Here is an 18,846-nt window from a genome sequence, read left to right as displayed (position 1 = left end):
CGGTCAGCCCATCCCGATGCGCCGCGCGCCCTTGCGGAACAGGGCCGCGCCCTGCGCATCGAACTGGAAGGCCGCGAGGAAGTCGGCGAAGCGATAAGCGGGCAGCGCGCGGCGGATCGATTCGGCCTGCGCCCGCGCCTCGTCGAGCGAACCGGCAAGGGCCAGCGCGAAGGCCGCGATCGCCTGGATGTGCGGATGCGCGTTGGGGCGGGCGGCGGCCTTGACCGCCCAGCGGGCCGCTTCGTCGAAGCGGCCGAGCCGGACCAGCGCCATCGCCCGCGCGCCCAGCATCCCGAAGAGCAGCGGATCGAAGGGACTCAGGTGACGGGAGTGGTCGGAGGCCGCGATCGCGGCGGCCGGGTCGCCGTCCTGGGAGTGAATGAAGGCGAGCGTGTAGTGGGCCAGCGCGAAATTGGGGCTCAGCTCGACCGCCTGTTCCAGTTCGCCGATCGCCGGTTCGTGCCGGCCGCGCAGCCAGAGCGCGCGTCCCATGGCCCAGTGTGCGGCGGGGTCGCGATCGTCGGCCATCAGGCTGTCGTTCGCCGACGCGTAGGCGAGCTCGATGCCGGGCTCGCGCTCGGACCAGCCCTGGAAGGCGTCCTGGAAATGCGTGAACGAGAGGCCGGCGTGGGCCCGCGCGAAGCTCGGGTCGAGGCGCAGCGCGGTCTCGAAGAAGTGCCGGGCGCGTTCGTTGTCGGCCTTGTTGAAGCGGTACATGTGCCACAGGCCGCGATGGTGGGCTTCCCATGCGTTGAGCGAATCGGGTGGCTTAAGGATGGCGCGGTCGCGCTCGAGCGCCTCGATCTCGCTCGCGATCGAGGCCACGATCCGGTCGCCGATCGCGTCGAGCACGAGGAGCGCGTCGTCGGCCCTGTGGCTGAAGGTCTCGGCCCAGACGATCCGGCCGGTCCGCGTGTCGGCCAGCTCGACCGCCACGAGCAGGCGCGCATCGCCTCGCCGAACGGTGCCTCCGACCACGTAGTCGACTTCCAGCATCCGGCCGGCCCGTTCCGGGGGAATCGCGCGCTCGTGCAGGGCGAACACGGTGCCCGGTGCGATCACGAACAGGCTCCGGAGCTTGGCGAGCCGGGTGATCACATCGTGGGCCAGGGCGTCGGCGAGCCCGCCGCGCGCCTCGGGCTCGGGCGAGCCGTCGACGAAGGGCATCACCGCGATCGACGCGCGGTGCGCGGCGAGGTCGGGACCTGGTTCGTCGTTCGTGTCCGGCGCGCCGAGGGCTCGCGGTTCGCTTGCCATCGGCGGTGCCTGCGGCAGGTCGATGCTCGCCGCCCTGGCTGCCTGCCACGTGGCGCGCAGCGGCGAGCTGTCCAGCCCTTCGGCGTCGAGGAGCCGCGCGGCGGCTGCGAGCTGCGCCTCCCCCTCGCGAATCCGGCCCAGCCGGGCGAGGGTTTCGAGCAGGCGCTCGTGGGCGTCCCGGTCGAGCGGCGCGACCTGCAGCCATCGCTCGAGATGTCGCAAGCGCTCGTCTTCGTCGGCGGCGTCGCACACGAGATCCGCCAGCAGCCGGAGCTGGAGGCCGCCGAAGCGGCGCCTTTGCGCGGTCAGCCAGGCGGCGTAGGCAGGATGCCCGGAGAGCGCGAGGCCTTCGAGGAAGTCTCCCGCGAACAGCTGTGCCAGCGCCCGCCGGCGCTCCGGGGCGAGCCCCTCGAGTCCCGGCTCGGCCGAGCGGGCGACCTCGACCGCGTCGACGAAACCGTCGGACAGATCGAGCCAGACCCGGTCGTCCTCGCTGAGCAGCCTTCGCCTTCCGGGAGCATCGACCAGTCCCCGGATCTTGCTGAGGCACCAGCGCAGCTCCCCGCGCGGGTCGCTGGGGGCATCCCAGAGCAGATCGCAGAGCGTTTCCCGGGCAACCGGGCGCGGCGCGAGCGCCAGCCACCCGAAGAGGGCGCGCACCTTGCGCGAGGCCGGCAACCGCATCGGGATGCCGTTGCGATCGATCCTGAGCGTGCCGAGCAGCCGGACCTCGATCGGGGGGCCGGAAATTTCCACGCCCGCTACCACGTTCGCCTCCACGCCTGGGCCTTACGTTCGGTCACGTCGGTCGAGCGCCGCAGGTGCGGCCGGACCGCCCGATCCCGCCGTCGCGCCAGCGAGGCGGAACCCGAACGAACCCGAGGAGAAACGACATGGATACTTCCGCAGCCACCGCAAGTCAAGACCGGCCTGCCGCGACCCAGCCCGACCTGAAGGCGATCAAGGCCCGCCAGCAGGCGGCTTGGGCGTCCGGGGACTACGCGGTCATCGGCACCACGCTGCAGATCGTCGGCGAGTCGCTGTGCGAGGCGCTCGACCTGCACGCCGGGCAGAAGGTGCTCGACGTGGCTGCCGGCAACGGCAATGCCTCGCTCGCCGCAGCCCGCCGCTGGTGCGACGTCGTCTCGACCGATTACGTGCCGGCGCTGCTCGAGCGGGGCCGCGAGCGCGCCGCCGCCGAGCGGCTTGCGATCGACTTCCGCGAGGCCGATGCCGAGGCCTTGCCCTTCGCCGACGCCAGCTTCGACGCCGTGGTCTCGACCTTCGGCGTGATGTTCACGCCCGACCAGGACCGCGCCGCCGCGGAGATGGTCCGCGTCTGCCGCCCGGGCGGCAAGATCGGCCTGGCCAACTGGACCCCCGAGGGCTTCATCGGACAGCTCTTCAAGACGATCGGCAAGCACGTGTCGCCGCCGCCCGGCGCGAAATCGCCGGCGCTCTGGGGCACCCGGGAGCGGCTGGCCGAACTCTTCGAGCCGCACGCGAGCTCGGTGAAGTCGGTGCAACGCGACTTCGTGTTCCGTTACCGTTCGCCCGGCCATTGGCTCGAGGTGTTCAGGACCTGGTACGGCCCGCTGCTCAAGGCCTTCTCGGCGCTCGAGCCGGGCGGCCGGGTCGTGCTCGAGAGCGACGTGCTGGCCCTGATCGACCGGTTCAATCGGGCGGGAGACGGCACGATGGCGGTGCCCGGCGAGTATCTCGAGGTGGTGGTCACGCGGCGCTGACGGCGCCTGCCCGGGCGCCGCTCGGCGTCCGGGCACGGACAGTCACGGGCGTCGATCCGATATTTCCCGTTCCGGTCTTCGGATCGGGAAAGCTCCAATAAAATGGAGGATCCAACCCCGCGGGCAAGAAATCGAACGATGAGCGCAGGAGACGCGATCGCACCGACCTGGCAGGAGGCGATCTACACGACACTGAAGCGCGGCGGCGTGAGGCAGGCCTGCTACGTGCCCGACGCCGGCCACGCGCACGTGATCCGCAGGGTCCATGCCGACCCGGACATGCGGGGCATCGTGCTGACCACCGAGGAAGAGGGCGTGGCGCTGACCAGCGGCGCATGGCTCGGCGGCCAACGGGCGGTGCTGCTGATGCAGAGCAGCGGCGTGGGCAACTGCATCAACATGATGTCGCTGCTGCAGAGCTGCCGCTTTCCCTTCCTCACGCTGGTCACGATGCGCGGCGAGTACGCCGAGTTCAATCCCTGGCAGACGCCGATGAGCAAGGCGACGCAGGGGGCGATGGAGCTGATGGGCGTTCGCGTGCTGCGCGCGAGCCGCCCCGACGAGGTCGAGGACCTGGTCGGCGCCGCTCTCGACGCGGTTTTCGAAGCCGGCGAGCAGGTCGCGGTGCTGCTGTCGCAAAGCCTGATCGGCCGCAAGAAATGGGTGCGCGATTGATGGAAGCGAACGTGAATCCACGGCAGGCCGTCGCCGTCGATCGTCGCGAGTTCGTCGCGGCGCTGCTCGCGAAGCTGCCCGACGCGCTGGTGATCACCGGTCTGGGCTCGCCGACCTACGATGTGTTCGCCGCCGGCGACCGCGATCGCAACTTCTACCTGTGGGGCGCGATGGGCGGCGCCGCGATCATGGGCCTGGGCCTGGCGATCGCCCAGCCCGGCCAGCAGGTGCTGGTGATCACCGGCGACGGCGAGCAGCTGATGGGCCTCGGCGGCCTGTCGACGATCGGCGCGCAACAGCCGAAGAACCTGAGCGTGGTCGTGCTCGACAACGGTCACTTCGGCGAGACCGGCATGCAGCGCAGCCACACCAGCCTGGGCACCGACCTGGCGGCGGTCGCGAGGGCCTGCGGCATCGGCAAGGCGTTCCGGGTCGACGACATGGCCGGCGTCGACCGGGTCGCCGAGGCGGTGCTGGCCCGCGAGGGCGCCTGCTTCGCGCAGGTGATCGTGAAGGCCGACGACCTGCCGCGCGCGCTGCCGTCGCGCGACGGCGTTCACGTCAAGAACCGGTTCCGCCAGTCACTCGGCCTGGACCCCCTCTGATTCCACCGCGAGAGATAGGCATGACGAACAAGATCGGTTTCATCGGTCTGGGCCGCATGGGCAGGCCCATGGCCTCGAACCTGCGCAAGAAGGGCTTCGAGCTGGCCGTTCACGACATCGACCGGCAGGCGGTCGACGCGCTGGTCGCGCTGGGCGCCAGGGCCGGCGCCAGCATCGCCGACATCGCCCGCGAATGCCGGATCGTGATCACGATGCTGCCGACCCACCTCGAGGTCGAGGCGGTGGCGCTCGGCTCGGACGGCATCTTCGCCAATGCGGCGCCCGGCACGATCCTGATGGACATGAGCACGATCGACCCGCTGGCCACCGACCGGCTGAGCGCCGAGGCGGGCAAGCACGGCACGACGATGGTCGATGCGCCGGTCGGCCGGCTGGCCGAGCATGCCGATCGCGGCGAGTCGCTGTTCATGGTCGGGGCGTCCGAGACCGATTTCGCCACGGTGAAGCCGCTGCTGGAGGCGATGGGCACCGCGATCTACCACTGCGGCCCGGTCGGCACCGGCGGGCGCACCAAGCTGGTCAACAACTACATCGCGATCACGCTGTGCCAGGTGAACGGCGAGGCGCTGGCGCTGTCGCAGCGCTTCGGGCTCGACATCACGAAGACGCTGCAAGTGCTCTACGGCACCTCGGCCAGCAACGGCCAGTTGCGGATGAACTTCCCGAACAAGGTGCTGGCCGGCGACACCAGCCCGGGCTTCACGATCGACCTGGCCCACAAGGACCTGTCGCTCGTGGTGGCGGCGGCGCACGCGGCGCGGGTGCCGATGCCGGTGGCCGCGGCGGTGCACGAGTCCTTCAGCCAGGCCCGGGCGGCCGAGTTCGGCAAGATCGATTTCTCGGGCATCGCCGACGTCGTCTGCGAGATCGCGAGGATCGAAAAGCCGCGGGTGCCGGAGGGATGGAAGCCCGCCTGAGGCACGAAGCGACCCGTCGACGAGATCCAGGAGGAAACACGATGAAGCGCTACCAGCTGCGGATTGCGGGCCAGTGGGTGGACCCGGCGGGCGGCGCGTGGTTCGAGAGCCAGAATCCGTTCACCGGCGAGGCCTGGGCGGAGATCCCGCGCTGCGACGCGCGTGACGTGGACCGTGCGGTGCAGGCGGCCCACGCGGCCCTGACCGGGGGTCCCTGGGCCGAGATGACCGCGAGCCAGCGCGGCCTGCTGCTGCACCGGCTGGGCGACCTGGTCGCGCGCGACGCGAGAAAACTCGCCGCGACCGAGGTGCGCGACAACGGCAAGCTGATCGCCGAAATGCAGGGTCAGCTGAACTACGTGCCGCACTGGTACTACTACTTCGGCGGCCTGGCCGACAAGATCGAGGGCGCGGCGCTGCCGCTCGACAAGAAGGGCTACTTCGCGTTCACGCGCAAGGAGCCGGTGGGCGTGGTCGCGGCGATCACGCCGTGGAACTCGCCGCTGCTGCTGGCCGCCTGGAAGCTTGCGCCTGCGCTGGCGGCCGGCTGCACGGTGGTGCTGAAGCCGTCGGAGTTCACGTCGGCCTCCACGCTGGAGTTTGTCGAGTTGTTCGACGAAGCCGGCTTCCCGCCCGGCGTCGTCAACGTGGTCACCGGCCTCGGCAAGGACGTGGGCTCGCCGCTGGTCGAGCATCCGCTGGTGCGCAAGGTGAGCTTCACGGGGTCCGACGCCACCGGACGCATGATCAACGAGCAGGCGGCGCGCCAGTTCAAGCACGCGTCGATGGAGCTGGGCGGCAAGTCGCCGAACATCGTCTTCGACGACGCGGACCTCGAGCAGGCGGTGTTCGGCGCGGTCTCAGGCATCTTCGCCGCCACCGGCCAGACCTGCATCGCCGGGTCGCGGCTGCTGGTGCAGGACGGCATCCACGACGAGGTCGTCGAGCGGCTGGTCGCGCTGGCGAAGACCGCCCGGATGGGCGATCCGATGAGCATGGAGACCCAGGTCGGCCCGGTGACGACGCCGCCGCAGTACCGCAAGATCCTCGATTACATCGAGGTCGCGAAGAACGACGGCGCGAAACTGCTGCTGGGCGGCGGCCCGGCAACGCGGCCGGAGTGCGGCAAGGGTTGGTTCGTGGAGCCCACCATCTTCGGCGAGGTGAAGAACGACATGCGGATCGCGCAGGAAGAGGTGTTCGGCCCGGTGCTGTCGATCATCCGCTTCCGCGACGAGGCCGACGCGATCCGGATCGCCAACGACGTGCGCTTCGGCCTGGCGGCCGCCGTGTGGACCCGCGACATCGGCCGCGCGATCCGGATGTCGGAAAAGCTGCAGGCGGGAACCGTCTGGGTCAACACCTACCGGGCCGTCAGCTACATGGCGCCCTTCGGCGGCTACAAGGACTCGGGGCTGGGCCGCGAGAACGGTCAGGAGGCGATCCGCGAGTACCTGCAGAACAAGACCGTCTGGATCAACAGCGGGGCGGTGGCGGGGAATCCGTTCGTGATGCGCTAAAGCCGCGCGAGCAGCGCGCGGGCGGACCGCCGAAGAACCCTCGCCGGCGACAGCACCGGCAGAGCCTAGGGCCCGCTCGCGAGGGATCTCAGCCCGACACGAGACGGTCGAGGAGGCCGGCTCCGTCGCCCGCGAGAAGCCAGGCCAGCGCCCCGCAATTCGCGAACACCGTCAGCCAGAAGATGAGCTGGAACTCGGCTTTGCTCGACTTGTGGCGGAACATCTGCTGCGCGATCATTGCACCCGGCCATCCGCCGAGCAGCCCGATCAGGTGCAGCGTGCGCTCTGGTGTGCGCCAACGGCCTTTCTCGGCGGAGGTCTTGTCGTTTCCATAGGCCAGGATCGCGAGCAGGCTCATCGCTCCGTAGACCAGGGGAACGATCGCCGGAATCGAACCGACGGCCCACGCCAGTACCAGTGTGACGAGTGCCGCCATGCCAGCCAGACTTCGGGCCCGACCCGCGCGGTGGGATTGCGTTCTCCGCGATTCCACCGTCTTTCTCGCGAGCCGGTCGGCGGCCAATTCGATTCGCGACGCGTTGAGCCGTCCCTTGGCATCCCTCGCCGCCTCGTACACGATCGTGTCGCCTGCGACGGGGCGCCGCCTTGCTCTGACGAAGGCCTTCACGTGAACGAAGGCGCGCTCGCCGCCCCCGTTCGGCGTCACGAACCCGAATCCCCTGTCGTCGTTCCAGTCGGTGATCTTTCCTGCGTAGCGCATGCCTGACCCTGTCGCGTCATCTGCGATGGTCGGCATGATCACCGCAGAGGCATACTGCGTCGACCGGCTGCGTCGGGTGGCCGACAAGCGGCGGCCGATGGCGAACCGAAGGCTTGCTTCACCCGCGCGGAGCCAGGAAATCCGCCAGCGCCCGCGCCGTGTGCGTGACCCCACGCGCCGCAAGTTCGGCCGGCGTGCCGGCGGCCACGATCCGTCCGCCGCCGGCCCCGCCTTCGGGCCCCAGGTCCACGATCAAGTCGGCCTCGGCCCAGATGTCGAGGTTGTGCTCGACCACGACCAGCGTGTTGCCGGCCTCGACCAGCCGGTGCAGCACGCGAATCAGCTTCTCGACGTCGGCCATGTGCAGGCCCACCGTGGGCTCGTCGAGCACGTAGAGCGTCTGCGGCGATGGGGGCAGGGTCTTGCCTTCGGCCAGTGCCTTCGCGCGGGCGCGGGCGATGCGCGGGTCGTCCTCGCTGCCTTCGCCGCGGGTGCGCACCTTGGCCAGCTCGGTGACCAGCTTGATCCGCTGGGCCTCGCCGCCCGACAGCGTGGGGCTGGGCTGGCCCAGCGTGAGATAGCCGAGGCCGACGTCCTGCAGCAGCTTCAGCGGATGGGCGATGCTCGGGTGGGCGGCGAAGAACTCCACCGCCTCGTCGATGTCCATCGCCAGCACGTCGCCGATGCTCTTGCCGCGCAACTGCACGTCGAGCGTCTCGCGGTTGAAGCGCCGGCCGCGGCAGACGTCGCACAGCACCTTGACGTCGGGCAGGAAGCTCATCTCGATGGTCTGCACGCCCTGGCCCTCGCAGGCCTCGCAGCGGCCGCCCGCGGTGTTGAAGCTGAAGCGACCCGGTCCCCAGCCGCGGATCCGCGCCTCGCTGGTGTCGGCGAACAGCCGCCGGATGGAATCCCAGAACCCGACGTAGGTGGCCGGGCAGGAGCGCGGAGTCTTGCCGATCGGGGTCTGGTCGACCTCGAGCACGCGAGTGATGCCTTCCCAGCCTTCGATCTCCTGCACGCCCGCAAGCGCGGGCGCCGGCCTGCGCTGGTTGCGCGCATGAACCTGCGCGGCCACGTTGGCGAGCAGCACGTCGCGCGCCAGCGTGGATTTGCCGGAGCCCGACACGCCGGTGACCACGGTCATCCGGCGCAAGGGGATGCGGGCGTTGACGTGGCGCAGGTTGTGAAGGTGGGCGCCGCGCAGGCTCAGCCAGCCGTCCTCGGGCGCGGGCAACGGGCGCGGCGGATACAGGGGGTGCGCGAGCGGGTTCGCCAGGAATCGCCCGGTGAGACTGTCCGGATGCGCCGCGAGCGCCTCGTGGTGGCCGGTGGCGATGATGCGTCCGCCCAGCTTTCCGGCGCCGGGCCCGATGTCGATGACGTGGTCGGCGCGGCGGATCGTGTCTTCGTCGTGCTCGACGACCAGCAGCGTGTTGCCCTTGTTGCGCAGGGCCTCGAGCGTGTCGAGCAGGATCCGGTTGTCGTGCGGGTGCAGGCCGATCGTGGGCTCGTCGAGCACGTAGCAGACGCCCTGCAGGTTCGAGCCGAGCTGCGCCGCAAGGCGGATACGCTGGGCCTCGCCGCCCGACAGCGTGGGCGCGGCGCGGTCCAGGGTCAGGTAGCCGAGGCCGACGTCCTGCAGGAAGGCCAGCCGCGAGCGGATCTCGGCCAGCACGTCGCGGGCGATCTCCTGCTCCCGCCCCGCGAAGCCGACCTGCTTGAGCCAGCGCGCGCAGTCGCCGACCGCCATCGCGGTCAGCTCGGCGATCGACAGGTCGAGCAGCCTGACCGCCAGCGCGCTGCGGTTCAGGCGGCGGCCGGCGCAGGCCGGGCAGGGCTCGCTGGCGGCGCCGCCAGCCTCGCCCGATTCCGCCGCCTCGCTCTCGGCCCGGTCGGCCAGCTGGTCGGCGAGCTTCTCGGCCATCGCGCCGATCGCCTCGGTGCTCGAGTCCTCGTCGGAGCGTCGCTTCGGGTCCAGCTCGGGAACGTAGGGCAGCTTCACGCCGGTGCCGATGCAGGCCGGGCACCAGCCGATCTTCGAGTTGAACGAGAACATCCGCGGGTCGGGCTCGGGGAAGCTGGTGCCGCAGGAGGAGCAGGCGCGCTTCGTCGAGAACAGCCGCGTCTGCAACGCGGTCGCGGCGGCGGCGTAAGCCTCGGCATTGCCGCCGTCGGCGGCGGACCGCAGGCCGTCCAGCGGCGCCGCGACCATCACGATGCCCTTGCCGAGCTCGAGCGCCTGGCGCAGCGCCTCGCGCAACTGCGCTTCGTCGGCGGCGTCCACCACCAGGTCGGCCACCGGCAGCTCGATGTCGTGCTCCACGTAGCGGTCGAGCCGCGGGAACTTGTCGGTGGGCAGGAACTCGCCGTCCACGCGCAGGTGGCCGAAGCCCTTGGCCTTGGCCCACTTGGCCAGGTCGGTGTACACGCCCTTGCGCGCCACGACCAGCGGCGCGAGCAGGCCCACGTGCTGGCCGCGGTAGTCGCGCAGGATGCGGGCGGCGATCGCGTCGAAGCTCTGCGGCTCGATCTTCACCCGGCAGTCGGGGCAGTACTGCTGGCCCAGCTTCACGTAGAGCAGGCGCAGGAAGTGGTAGATCTCGGTGAGCGTGGCCACCGTGCTCTTGCGCCCGCCCCGGCTGGTGCGCTGCTCGATCGCCACCGTGGGCGGGATGCCGAACACGCCGTCCACATCCGGCCGCGACGAGGGCTGGACGAACTGCCGGGCGTAGGCGTTGAGCGATTCCAGGTAGCGGCGCTGGCCCTCGCCGAAGACCACGTCGAAGGCGAGGGTGGACTTGCCGGAGCCGGAGACGCCGGTGATGACGGTGAGCTTGTCGCGGGGGATCTCGACGTCGATGTTCTTGAGGTTATGTTCGCGGGCGCGATGCACGAAGATCGCTTCGCGGGCGCGATCCCGCAGGACGCTTTGCAGCGACGGGCCGTGGGCGGGCTCGCGGGCTTCGAGGCTTGTTGCGGCGGGGGCGTGGCCGGAGCGGGAGGGCCGTCCAAGTCGCTCCCCGATACTCGCTTGGTTGGACGGCCCTCCCGCTCCGGCCAAGTCCACCTCAGGTGCGGCCTCGAAGCCCGCGAGCCCGCTCGGGACCGACGCTGCGCCGCTTGCCGAAGGCGGGATCGCCCCAGCGAAGCGATCTTCGTTCATCGCTTTCGCGTAATCGGCCAGGGCCTTGCCGGTGTGCGTGCGGGCTTCCGTGGCCAGCTGGTCGGGGGTGCCGGTGGCGACGATCTGGCCGCCGGTGTCGCCGCCTTCGGGGCCGAGGTCGATCAGCCAGTCGCTGGCGCGGATGACGTCGAGGTTGTGTTCGATGACCAGCAGCGAGTGGCCGGCGGCGAGCAGCTTGCGGAAGGCGCGCAGCAGCTTGGCGACGTCGTCGAAGTGCAGGCCGGTGGTGGGCTCGTCGAACATGAACAGCGTGCCGCGGCGGCCGGCTTTCGCGAAGGCGTGGCCGGGCGTGGTGCTGGCGGTGAGGCCCTGGCTGGCGGCTTCGGCGAGGAAGCCGGCGAGCTTCAGGCGCTGGGCCTCGCCGCCCGACAGCGTGGGGACCGGCTGGCCGAGCCGCAGGTAGTCGAGCCCGACGTCGGCCAGCGGCTGGAGCTTGGTGCGGATGTCGTGCTCGCCGGCGAAGACCGCCAGCGCCTCGTGCACGGTGAGCTCCAGCACGTCGGCCACCGAGCGCTCGCGGCCGTCGCGGCCGGCGATCGTCACTTCGAGCACCTCGGGCCGGAAGCGCTTGCCGTCGCAGTCGGGGCAGCGCAGGTAGACGTCGGACAGGAACTGCATCTCGACGTGCTCGAAGCCGTTGCCGCCGCAGGTCGGGCAGCGGCCGTCGCCGGCGTTGAAGCTGAAGGTGCCCGCAGTGTAGCCGCGCTCCTTCGAGCGCTCCGCGGCTGCGAAGCGCTTGCGGATCGGGTCGAAGGCGCCGACGTAGCTCGCCGGATTGCTGCGCGCGGTCTTGCCGATCGGCGACTGATCGACGAAGACCACGTCGCCGATCCAGTCGTCGCCGAGCAGCCGGTCGTGCACGCCGGGCGACTCGGTGGGCTTGCCGCGCGCCTTCAGCAGGGCCGGCAGCAGCACGTTCTGCATCAGCGTCGACTTGCCGCTGCCCGAGACGCCGGTCAGGCAGACCAGCCGCTCGAGGGGGATCTCCACCGAGACGTTCTTCAGGTTGTGCTCGCGCGCCCCTTCGAGCACCAGCTTCTTCGTGGATGGGCCGACCGGCTGCGGCCGGCCGGTGTCGACCTGCTTGCGGCCCGACAGGTAGTCGCCGGTCAGCGTGTTCGCGGAACGCAAGGCCTGCGGATCGCCGTCGAACACCACCTGCCCGCCGCGTTCGCCCGGGCCGGGACCGATGTCGATCATCCGGTCGGCGGCGAACATCACCTGCGGATCGTGCTCGACCACGACCAGCGAGTTGCCGGCGTCGCGCAGCCGCTGCATCACCTCGATGACCCGGTTCATGTCGCGCGGGTGCAGTCCGATCGACGGCTCGTCGAGCACGAACAGCGTGTTGACCAGCGAAGTGCCGAGCGCGGTGGTGAGGTTGATCCGCTGCACCTCGCCGCCCGACAGCGTGCGCGACTGCCGGTCCAGCGTCAGGTAGCCGAGCCCGACCTGCTGCAGGTAACGCAGCCGCGCGCGGGTCTCGGTCAGCAGCAGGTCGGTGGCCTCGTCGAGCGGCGCGGGCAGCTTCAGCGAGTCGAAGAAGCGGGCGACGCGATCGATCGGCAACAACATCAAGTCGTGGATGCTCAGCCCGTCGATCGCCGCGAGCTGCGCCGCGCTCCAGTCCACGCCGGTGGGGTGGAAGCGCGCGTATTGCACCGTTGCGGGGCCGGAGGCCAGGGGGATCGATTCGAGTCGCTCCCCGATACTCGCTTGGTCGAATCGATCCCCCTGGCCTCCGGCCTCGGGGGGGGCCTGCGCGCCCGTGGCGGCCGGCGCGGCCTCGAGCGCGGCGCGGCTCGCGGCGTTCGACGGGCCTGGCGGGGTGGTCGTGCCATTCTCGGAAAATGGTGGCGCATCAGGCGAGGCGCGCGACGCGCTGCTGTGGCGGGTCGGCTCGTTCGCCGACGCCGCGCCACCCGTCGCTTCGCATGCCACCGCCCCCCCCGGGCCGGTGAGGCTGGGGAGGCCGGGGGCCGATTCGACCAAGCGAGTATCGGGGAGCGACTCGAATCGGCCCCCGGCCTCCCCAGCCTCACCGGCCTCGCGCAACGGTGGCACGCCGAGCGCCGCCGACGCCTCGGCGAACGAGCCCACGCGCCAGAGCAGCGCGTCGGGCTTGAGCCGCGCGCCCCGGCACACCGTGCACGGCGTATACGACCGGTACTTCGACAACAGCACCCGGATGTGCATCTTGTACGCCTTCGACTCCAGCCAGTCGAAGAAGCGCCGGATGCCGTACCACTGCGTCTGCCACTTGCCGGTCCAGTCGTCGCCGCCCTCGATCACCCAGTGCTTGTGCGCCTCGCTCAGTTCCCGCCAGGGCACGTCCATCGGCACGCCAGCGGCAGGCGCGTACTTCTTCATCTCGCGCTGGCATTCCTTGAAGCTCTCGGTCTGCCAGGGCTTGACCGCGCCTTCGGCCAGGGTCTTGCCCTCGTCGGGAATCACCAGCCCCAGGTCGATGCCGATCACCCGGCCGAAGCCGCGGCAGGCTTCGCAGGCGCCCAGCGGCGAGTTGAACGAGAACAGGCTGGGCAGCGGATCCGCGTAGGCGATGTCGCAATCGGCGCAGTGCAGGCCGGCGCTGAAGCGCCAGCGCGCGGTCTCGCTGCCGTCGTCGTCGAGCACGTGGACCGACACCCGGCCATGACCGCGGGCCAGCGCGCTCTCCACCGAGTCGGCGACCCGGGATTGCTCGACCGAGCCGAGGCGGAAGCGGTCCTGCACCACGTGCAGCAGCACGGATTCGGCGGGCGCGGCGGCCTTCGCCCCGCGGGCCTTGGCCGATTCGGCGGCATTGGCGCCACGCGGCTTCGCTGACCTGCCTTCGCCTTCGGCGGTGGCGACCCGCTCGGTCGCCTGGATCCTCGTGTAGCCCTGTGCCTCGAGGTGCGCGCGGATCTCGTCCTCGCCGAAGTTGGCCGGCACCGCGACCGGGAAGGACACGACCAGCCTGGGGTCCCCGGCGTCGGCAGCCCGGCGCGCGATCTCGGCACGCACGCTGGCCACGGTGTCGCGCCTGACGGGCCGCGCGCAGCAGCGGCAGTGCAGCTGCGCCGCGCGGGCGAACAGCAGCTTCAGGTGGTCGTTCAGCTCGGTCATCGTGCCGACCGTGGAGCGCGAGGTGCGCACCGGATTGGTCTGGTCGATGGCGATCGCCGGCGGCACGCCCTCGATGCGGTCCACCTGCGGCTTGTCCATCCGGTCGAGGAACTGGCGCGCGTAGGCCGAGAAGGTCTCGACGTAGCGGCGCTGGCCCTCGGCGTAGAGCGTGTCGAAGACCAGCGAGGACTTGCCCGAACCCGACACGCCGGTGACGACGACCAGTTCGCCGGTCGGGATGTCGAGGTCGACGTTCTTCAGGTTGTTCTGCCGCGCGCCGCGGATGCGGATCGACTGGCGGATCACCGATTGCAGCGGCCGGCCGGCCTCGTCGGAGGCGGCGTTCGGAGTGTCTTGCAGCATGGGCGCGGGGAGCCGGATGAGAGCGGCCCAGTCTAGCAGGGCGACGGCACCGGTTAGACTTGCGTCCGATCCCACGGTACTGTCTACGACGTTTCCGACCGACCTCATGAACCAGCCCCACCGCTCGAAGACCCTGGCCGGCGCCCTGGCGCTGTTCCTCGGCTGGGCCGGCGCCCACCGCCTCTATCTCGGCTCGCGTCTGTGGTGGCTGTATCCGGTGATAGCGATGCCCGCGATGGGCCTGGCCTTCGCCGCCAGCGGCGAGGCCTGGTTCCGCCACCCTGGCTTCTTCGTGGCCGCGCTGGTGGCGCTGATCGCGATGCTCGAGGCGATCGTGATCTCGCTGACGCCCGACGAGAAGTGGGACGCCCGGCGCAATCCCGGTTCCGGCATCGCATCGGCGAGCCGCTGGGGGCCGGTCTTCGTGGCGGTCCTGTCCCTGATGCTGGGGGCCACGCTGATGATGTCGGTGCTGGCGATCGCGCTCGAGGCCTGGTTCGATGCGATCCGCGCCGGCCGCCTGTGACGCTTTCCCGACAAGCCATGCCCACCGAACTGCTCTTTCGCGACGACGCCTACCTGAAGTCCTGCACCGCCCGCGTGACCGCGGTGACCGAGCGCGGCTACGAGCTCGACCGCACGGTCTTCTACCCGATGGGGGGTGGCCAGACAGGCGACACCGGCTGGCTGCGCCGGGGCGACGGCGTGACGGTGCGCATTGCCGACACCCGCAAGGGCGAGGGCCTGGACAGCGTGGTCCACGTTCCCGAGGCCGATGCGCCGCCGCTCTCGGTCGGTGACGAGGTCGGCGCCGAGATCGACTGGGACCGCCGCTACGCGATGATGCGCATTCACACCTGCCTGCACGTGCTGTCCTGTGTGGTGGTGGCGCCGGTGACCGGCGGCAACATCGCGCCCGACAAGGGCCGGCTGGATTTCGACATCGACATGGGCCTGCTCGACGCGGAGAAGATCGAGCGCGAGGTCAATGCCCTGATCGAGCGCGGCGTCGACACCGAGACCGTGTGGATCTCCGACGCCGAGCTCGATGCCAAGCCCGAGCTGGTCAAGACGATGAGCGTGCAGCCGCCGCGCGGCGCGGGCCGGGTGCGGCTGCTGAAGATTCCTGGCATCGACCTCCAGCCCTGCGGCGGCACTCACGTTCGCAACATCGGCGAGATCGGGCGGGTGAAGGTGCTGAAGATCCGCAGCGAGGGCAAGAAGAACAAGCGGGTCGAGATCGGATTCGCCTGAATCGCGTCGACAACGAAGAGGAGACAGCCGTGACAGTTCGAGCCATGTCGATCGCCGGCGCCTTCGCCGGATTCCTGGCGCTGGGCGCTTGCGCAACCGTCTCGCTGGAGGAGCCGACCGCGAGGGTCGTGATCCGGCCGGCCAGCGGCTCGTCGGTGAGCGGGCAGCTCGTCTTCGTCCAGACCGGCAGCGTGGTGAGGATCCGGGGCGAGCTCGCCGGGCACTCGCCGGGGCCCAAGGGCCTCCACATCCACGAGAATGGCGACTGCAGCGCGCGCGACGCGAGCAGCGCGGGCGGCCACTTCAACCCGCACCGGCTGCGTCACGGCGCATCGCCGGTCGGGCATCACGCCGGCGATCTCGGCAACGTGGCGTTCGACGCATCGGGCCGCGCCACGGTGGACCTCCGGGTGCGCGGGATCTCGGTCAGCCGCAGCGCGGTGGACGGGATCGTCGGCCGCGCGGTCGTGGTCCACGCGCAGCCCGACGACCTGAAGACCGATCCGACCGGCAACGCGGGCGGGCGCGTGGCCTGCGGCGTGATCGCGGGCTGAACGATTCGGGAGATCGCAGGCTCGCGCCGGGGCGCGCCGCGCTCAGGCGAAGGTGATCGCCTTGCGCCGGTCCGGGCGCATCAGGTGCGGGATCGCGTTGAAGCTGAGCATCCGCATCGCGCCGCCGCCCGAGATCAGCTCGCAGAAGCCGGTGTTGCGGAACTGCAGGTTGAACTCGATCGCGACCTTCGAGGGGCTGCCGACGATGTCGGCGATCGCGCGGCCGATCGCGCCACCGGAGCTCACCACCAGCAAGGCGTCCTCGCGCGCGGTGTCGCGGGTCGCCGTCTGAAGCGCGTCGCGCACGCGCGCGCCGAAGTCGCCCCAGGATTCCGGGACACCGGTCAGCCTGTCCTCGGACCAGGCCTCCATCGCGTCGCGGAAGGTTCGCCAGTAGGCCTTGTAGTCGGCGCGTTGGGCGGCGATCGGATCGCCGCCGCTCGTGTGCGCCGCCCAGATGGCCTCGCCCTGGTATTCGTCGAGGCCCGCGTGGGTCTCGATGGCGTCCGCGTCGGCGCCGGTGGCGGCGAGGATCTCGCGGGCCGTGTCCTGCTGCCGGACCAGGGTGCCGGCCAGCACCCGTCTGAATCGGACGTCGTGCGCGGCGAACCATTCGCCGAGCCAGCGCGCCTGCTGGCGGCCGAGCTCGGACAGCTGGTCGTAGTTGCGGCTCCCGAAGGAGGCCTGGGCGTGGCGGACAAAGTAGACGAGGGCCATGGGGGAGGGGTCCGGAAAGACGGAGCGGAATTCGCGAAGCGGGCATTATCCCCGAGCCGCTTCCGGCCCCGCCGGCAGGGGCTTGCGACGGCTCGGGGCGGGGCGAATCGCGTATGCTTTCCCGATCGGGTCGGAAGAAGACCGGGCGACAGGAGGCGGAGGCGATGCGGGTACAGGTGGCGATCATCGGAGCCGGTCCGGCCGGTTTGCTGCTGGGCCAGTTGCTGCACCGGGCGGGCATCGACGCGATCATCCTCGAGCGGCGCAGTGCCGACCACGTGCTGTCGCGCATTCGCGCCGGCGTGCTGGAGCAGGGCACGGTCGACCTGCTGGACGAGGCGGGCGTAGGCAGGCGGCTTCACGCCGAGGGGCTGGTGCACGGCGGCATCGAGCTCTGCTTCGACGGCCAGCGGCACCGGATCGACCTGCAGGGCCTGACCGGGAAGTCGGTCACCGTCTATGGCCAGACCGAGGTGACCCGCGACCTGATGGACGCCCGGGCCGCGGCCGGCGCCGAGACCGTCTACGAGGCCGAGCAGGTCAGCCTGCACGACTTCGACGGCGACTCGCCCGTCGTGCGCTATCGCAAGGACGGCGTCGAGCACGAGATCCGCTGCGACTTCATCGCCGGCTGCGACGGCTATCACGGCGTGAGCCGGGCGAGCGTGCCCTCGGGGGCGCTCGAGACCTACGAACGCATCTATCCCTTCGGCTGGCTGGGCATCCTGGCCGACGTGAAGCCGGTGTCCGACGAGCTGATCTACGCCAACCACGAGCGCGGCTTCGCGCTGTGCAGCATGCGTTCGCGCACCCGTAGCCGGTACTACGTGCAGTGCTCGCTCGACGACCGCATCGAGGACTGGCCCGACGAGCGCTTCTGGGAGGAGCTCAAGCGCCGGCTGGACCACGAGGCGGTGGCCAACCTGGTCACGGGGCCATCGATCGAGAAGAGCATCGCGCCGCTGCGCAGTTTCGTGGCCGAGCCGATGCGCTTCGGGCGGCTGATGCTGGCCGGCGACGCGGCGCACATCGTGCCGCCCACCGGCGCCAAGGGGCTCAACCTGGCGGCCAGCGACATCCACTACCTGTCGCGCGCGCTGATCGACCACTACCGCAGCGGCACCATGCGCGAGATCGACCATTACTCGGCGCGCTGCCTGCGCCGGGTGTGGAAGTCGGTGCGCTTCTCGTGGTGGATGACCTCGATGATGCACCGCTTCCCGGACACCGGCGAATTCGGCCAGAAGATCCAGGAAGCGGAGCTGGACTACGTGGTCGGCTCGACGGCCGCGTCGACCTCGCTGGCGGAGAACTACGTGGGCCTGCCCTTCGAGGTCTGAGAACGTCGGGGTGAATCGTTCGCGCCGGGCGGTCAGGGCAGCCGGGTGAGCACCGGCACGCCGGCCTCGCGCAGGCAGCTCGCGGTGCAACTGCCCGCCACCACGGTGCGCAGGGCGCTGCGGCCGTGAGTGGTCATGGCGAGCATGGCGTCGCCCAGGCTGCGCACGAATTGCGGGATCGCTTCCTTCGGGTCGCCGTGCAGGACTTCCCAGCCGGTGGCCACGCCGTAGCGCTGGGCGATGTCGGTCGCTCGGCCATGCACGTAACTGGACTCCTGGACGTCGCCGGCCGGAATGCCCGGGGCCAGGCGCGGGGAGGGGTCGAGCACCGAGACGACCACGATGCGCGCGCCCAGCCACTTCGCGAACTCGGCGGCCTGCGGAACGATCGATTCCGACTCCTTGCTGCCGTCGAGCGGCACGACGATGCGGCCGATCTTCGGAACCGGCGCAGCCGAGGTCCGCGAGTCCGGGCGGAAGACCAGGATCGGCGCGCGCGAACCGCGCAGTACGTCGAGCGCCACGCTGCCGAAGATCGCTTCGGCAGCGCCGCTGCGGCCGTGGGAGGAGAGGGCGACCAGGGTGTCCGGCACCCGCTCGGCCTCGGCCCGAATGGCGTCGGCGGCTTCGCCCCTGGCCACGATGCACAGGCCTTCGGCGCCCACGCTCTCGGCCCGCTTTGCCACGTGATCCCGGGCGTCGGCCTGGTCGGCGGCATCGGACACGATTCGCAGCAGCGTGACGCTCGCGCCGGTGGCCCGCGCGATCGCGGTTGCGTGGGGGATCATCTGCTCGGCGAACTCGGAGCCATCGACGGGAACCAGGATTCGCTTGTACATGGGACTCACCTCGGTTGACGGGG

At 70.6% G+C, this 18,846-nt stretch carries 14 protein-coding genes; 9 read left to right on the top strand and 5 right to left on the bottom strand.

Annotation, left to right across the window (positions count from 1 at the left end):
• Positions 1-3 precede the first annotated feature (3 nt).
• On the bottom strand, positions 4-2,013 hold the full coding sequence (locus FHP08_RS00150) for a BTAD domain-containing putative transcriptional regulator (RefSeq protein ID WP_225878970.1): 2,010 nt from the start codon (positions 2,011-2,013) through the stop codon (positions 4-6).
• A 137-nt stretch (positions 2,014-2,150) separates the two neighbouring features.
• Between FHP08_RS00150 and FHP08_RS00145 the strand changes: the two genes are divergently transcribed.
• The 5 genes from FHP08_RS00145 to FHP08_RS00125 all read left to right on the top strand — a co-directional run bounded on the left by FHP08_RS00145 (position 2,151) and on the right by FHP08_RS00125 (position 6,740).
• Positions 2,151-3,002 carry a class I SAM-dependent methyltransferase gene (locus FHP08_RS00145; RefSeq protein ID WP_147702295.1) on the top strand — a complete coding sequence of 284 codons (852 nt, stop codon included), beginning with the start codon at positions 2,151-2,153 and terminating at the stop codon, positions 3,000-3,002.
• A 138-nt stretch (positions 3,003-3,140) separates the two neighbouring features.
• Positions 3,141-3,677, top strand: coding sequence for a thiamine pyrophosphate-binding protein (locus FHP08_RS00140; protein ID WP_147702294.1), 537 nt, complete (start codon positions 3,141-3,143; stop codon positions 3,675-3,677).
• A gap of 11 nt (positions 3,678-3,688) precedes the next feature.
• The gene (locus tag FHP08_RS00135) at positions 3,689-4,282 is read left to right on the top strand and encodes a thiamine pyrophosphate-dependent enzyme (protein ID WP_323808881.1); all 594 of its coding nucleotides are present in this window, start codon (positions 3,689-3,691) and stop codon (positions 4,280-4,282) included.
• A 20-nt stretch (positions 4,283-4,302) separates the two neighbouring features.
• Positions 4,303-5,220 carry an NAD(P)-dependent oxidoreductase gene (locus FHP08_RS00130; protein ID WP_147702292.1) on the top strand — a complete coding sequence of 306 codons (918 nt, stop codon included), beginning with the start codon at positions 4,303-4,305 and terminating at the stop codon, positions 5,218-5,220.
• A 41-nt stretch (positions 5,221-5,261) separates the two neighbouring features.
• Positions 5,262-6,740 carry an aldehyde dehydrogenase gene (locus tag FHP08_RS00125; RefSeq protein WP_147702291.1) on the top strand — a complete coding sequence of 493 codons (1,479 nt, stop codon included), beginning with the start codon at positions 5,262-5,264 and terminating at the stop codon, positions 6,738-6,740.
• 88 nt (positions 6,741-6,828) lie between these two features.
• On the opposite strand, the gene FHP08_RS00120 is transcribed toward FHP08_RS00125, so the two are convergent.
• Both FHP08_RS00120 and FHP08_RS18360 read right to left on the bottom strand, forming a co-directional pair.
• Positions 6,829-7,497, bottom strand: coding sequence for a DUF1294 domain-containing protein (locus FHP08_RS00120; RefSeq protein WP_225879017.1), 669 nt, complete (start codon positions 7,495-7,497; stop codon positions 6,829-6,831).
• Between the two features lie 82 nt (positions 7,498-7,579).
• On the bottom strand, positions 7,580-14,059 hold the full coding sequence (locus FHP08_RS18360) for an excinuclease ABC subunit UvrA (protein ID WP_225879016.1): 6,480 nt from the start codon (positions 14,057-14,059) through the stop codon (positions 7,580-7,582).
• Between the two features lie 166 nt (positions 14,060-14,225).
• Here FHP08_RS18360 and FHP08_RS18355 point away from each other — a divergent pair, with 166 nt between their 5' ends.
• From FHP08_RS18355 to FHP08_RS00090, 3 genes are read left to right on the top strand one after another with little or no spacing between them, the layout of a single operon-like run.
• Complete coding sequence (locus FHP08_RS18355; RefSeq protein ID WP_187272107.1) at positions 14,226-14,645, top strand: TM2 domain-containing protein; 420 nt, start codon at positions 14,226-14,228, stop codon at positions 14,643-14,645.
• Between the two features lie 17 nt (positions 14,646-14,662).
• Positions 14,663-15,373 (top strand): alanyl-tRNA editing protein, encoded by a 711-nt coding sequence (locus FHP08_RS00095; RefSeq protein WP_147702289.1) that lies wholly within the window; start codon positions 14,663-14,665, stop codon positions 15,371-15,373.
• A 29-nt stretch (positions 15,374-15,402) separates the two neighbouring features.
• Positions 15,403-15,927, top strand: a complete 525-nt coding sequence (locus FHP08_RS00090; RefSeq protein WP_225878969.1) for a superoxide dismutase family protein — start codon at positions 15,403-15,405, stop codon at positions 15,925-15,927.
• Positions 15,928-15,969: 42 nt separating this feature from the next.
• Here FHP08_RS00090 and FHP08_RS00085 read toward each other — a convergent pair whose 3' ends face one another.
• Positions 15,970-16,644, bottom strand: a complete 675-nt coding sequence (locus FHP08_RS00085; protein ID WP_147702288.1) for a histidine phosphatase family protein — start codon at positions 16,642-16,644, stop codon at positions 15,970-15,972.
• 164 nt (positions 16,645-16,808) lie between these two features.
• Between FHP08_RS00085 and pobA the strand changes: the two genes are divergently transcribed.
• Positions 16,809-17,984: a 4-hydroxybenzoate 3-monooxygenase gene (gene pobA, locus FHP08_RS00080; protein ID WP_147702287.1), complete on the top strand. Its 1,176-nt coding sequence runs from the start codon at positions 16,809-16,811 to the stop codon at positions 17,982-17,984.
• Positions 17,985-18,016: 32 nt separating this feature from the next.
• Here the strand turns inward: pobA and FHP08_RS00075 are convergent, their stop codons facing one another.
• On the bottom strand, positions 18,017-18,823 hold the full coding sequence (locus tag FHP08_RS00075; RefSeq protein ID WP_147702286.1) for a universal stress protein: 807 nt from the start codon (positions 18,821-18,823) through the stop codon (positions 18,017-18,019).
• Positions 18,824-18,846: the final 23 nt, after the last annotated feature.

Origin of the sequence: Zeimonas arvi (assembly GCF_008039575.1) — a bacterium.
GTDB lineage: Bacteria > Pseudomonadota > Gammaproteobacteria > Burkholderiales > Burkholderiaceae_E > Zeimonas > Zeimonas arvi.
The sequence above is the reverse complement of the archived record's forward strand: the minus strand, read 5'-3'. Positions and strand labels throughout refer to the sequence as shown.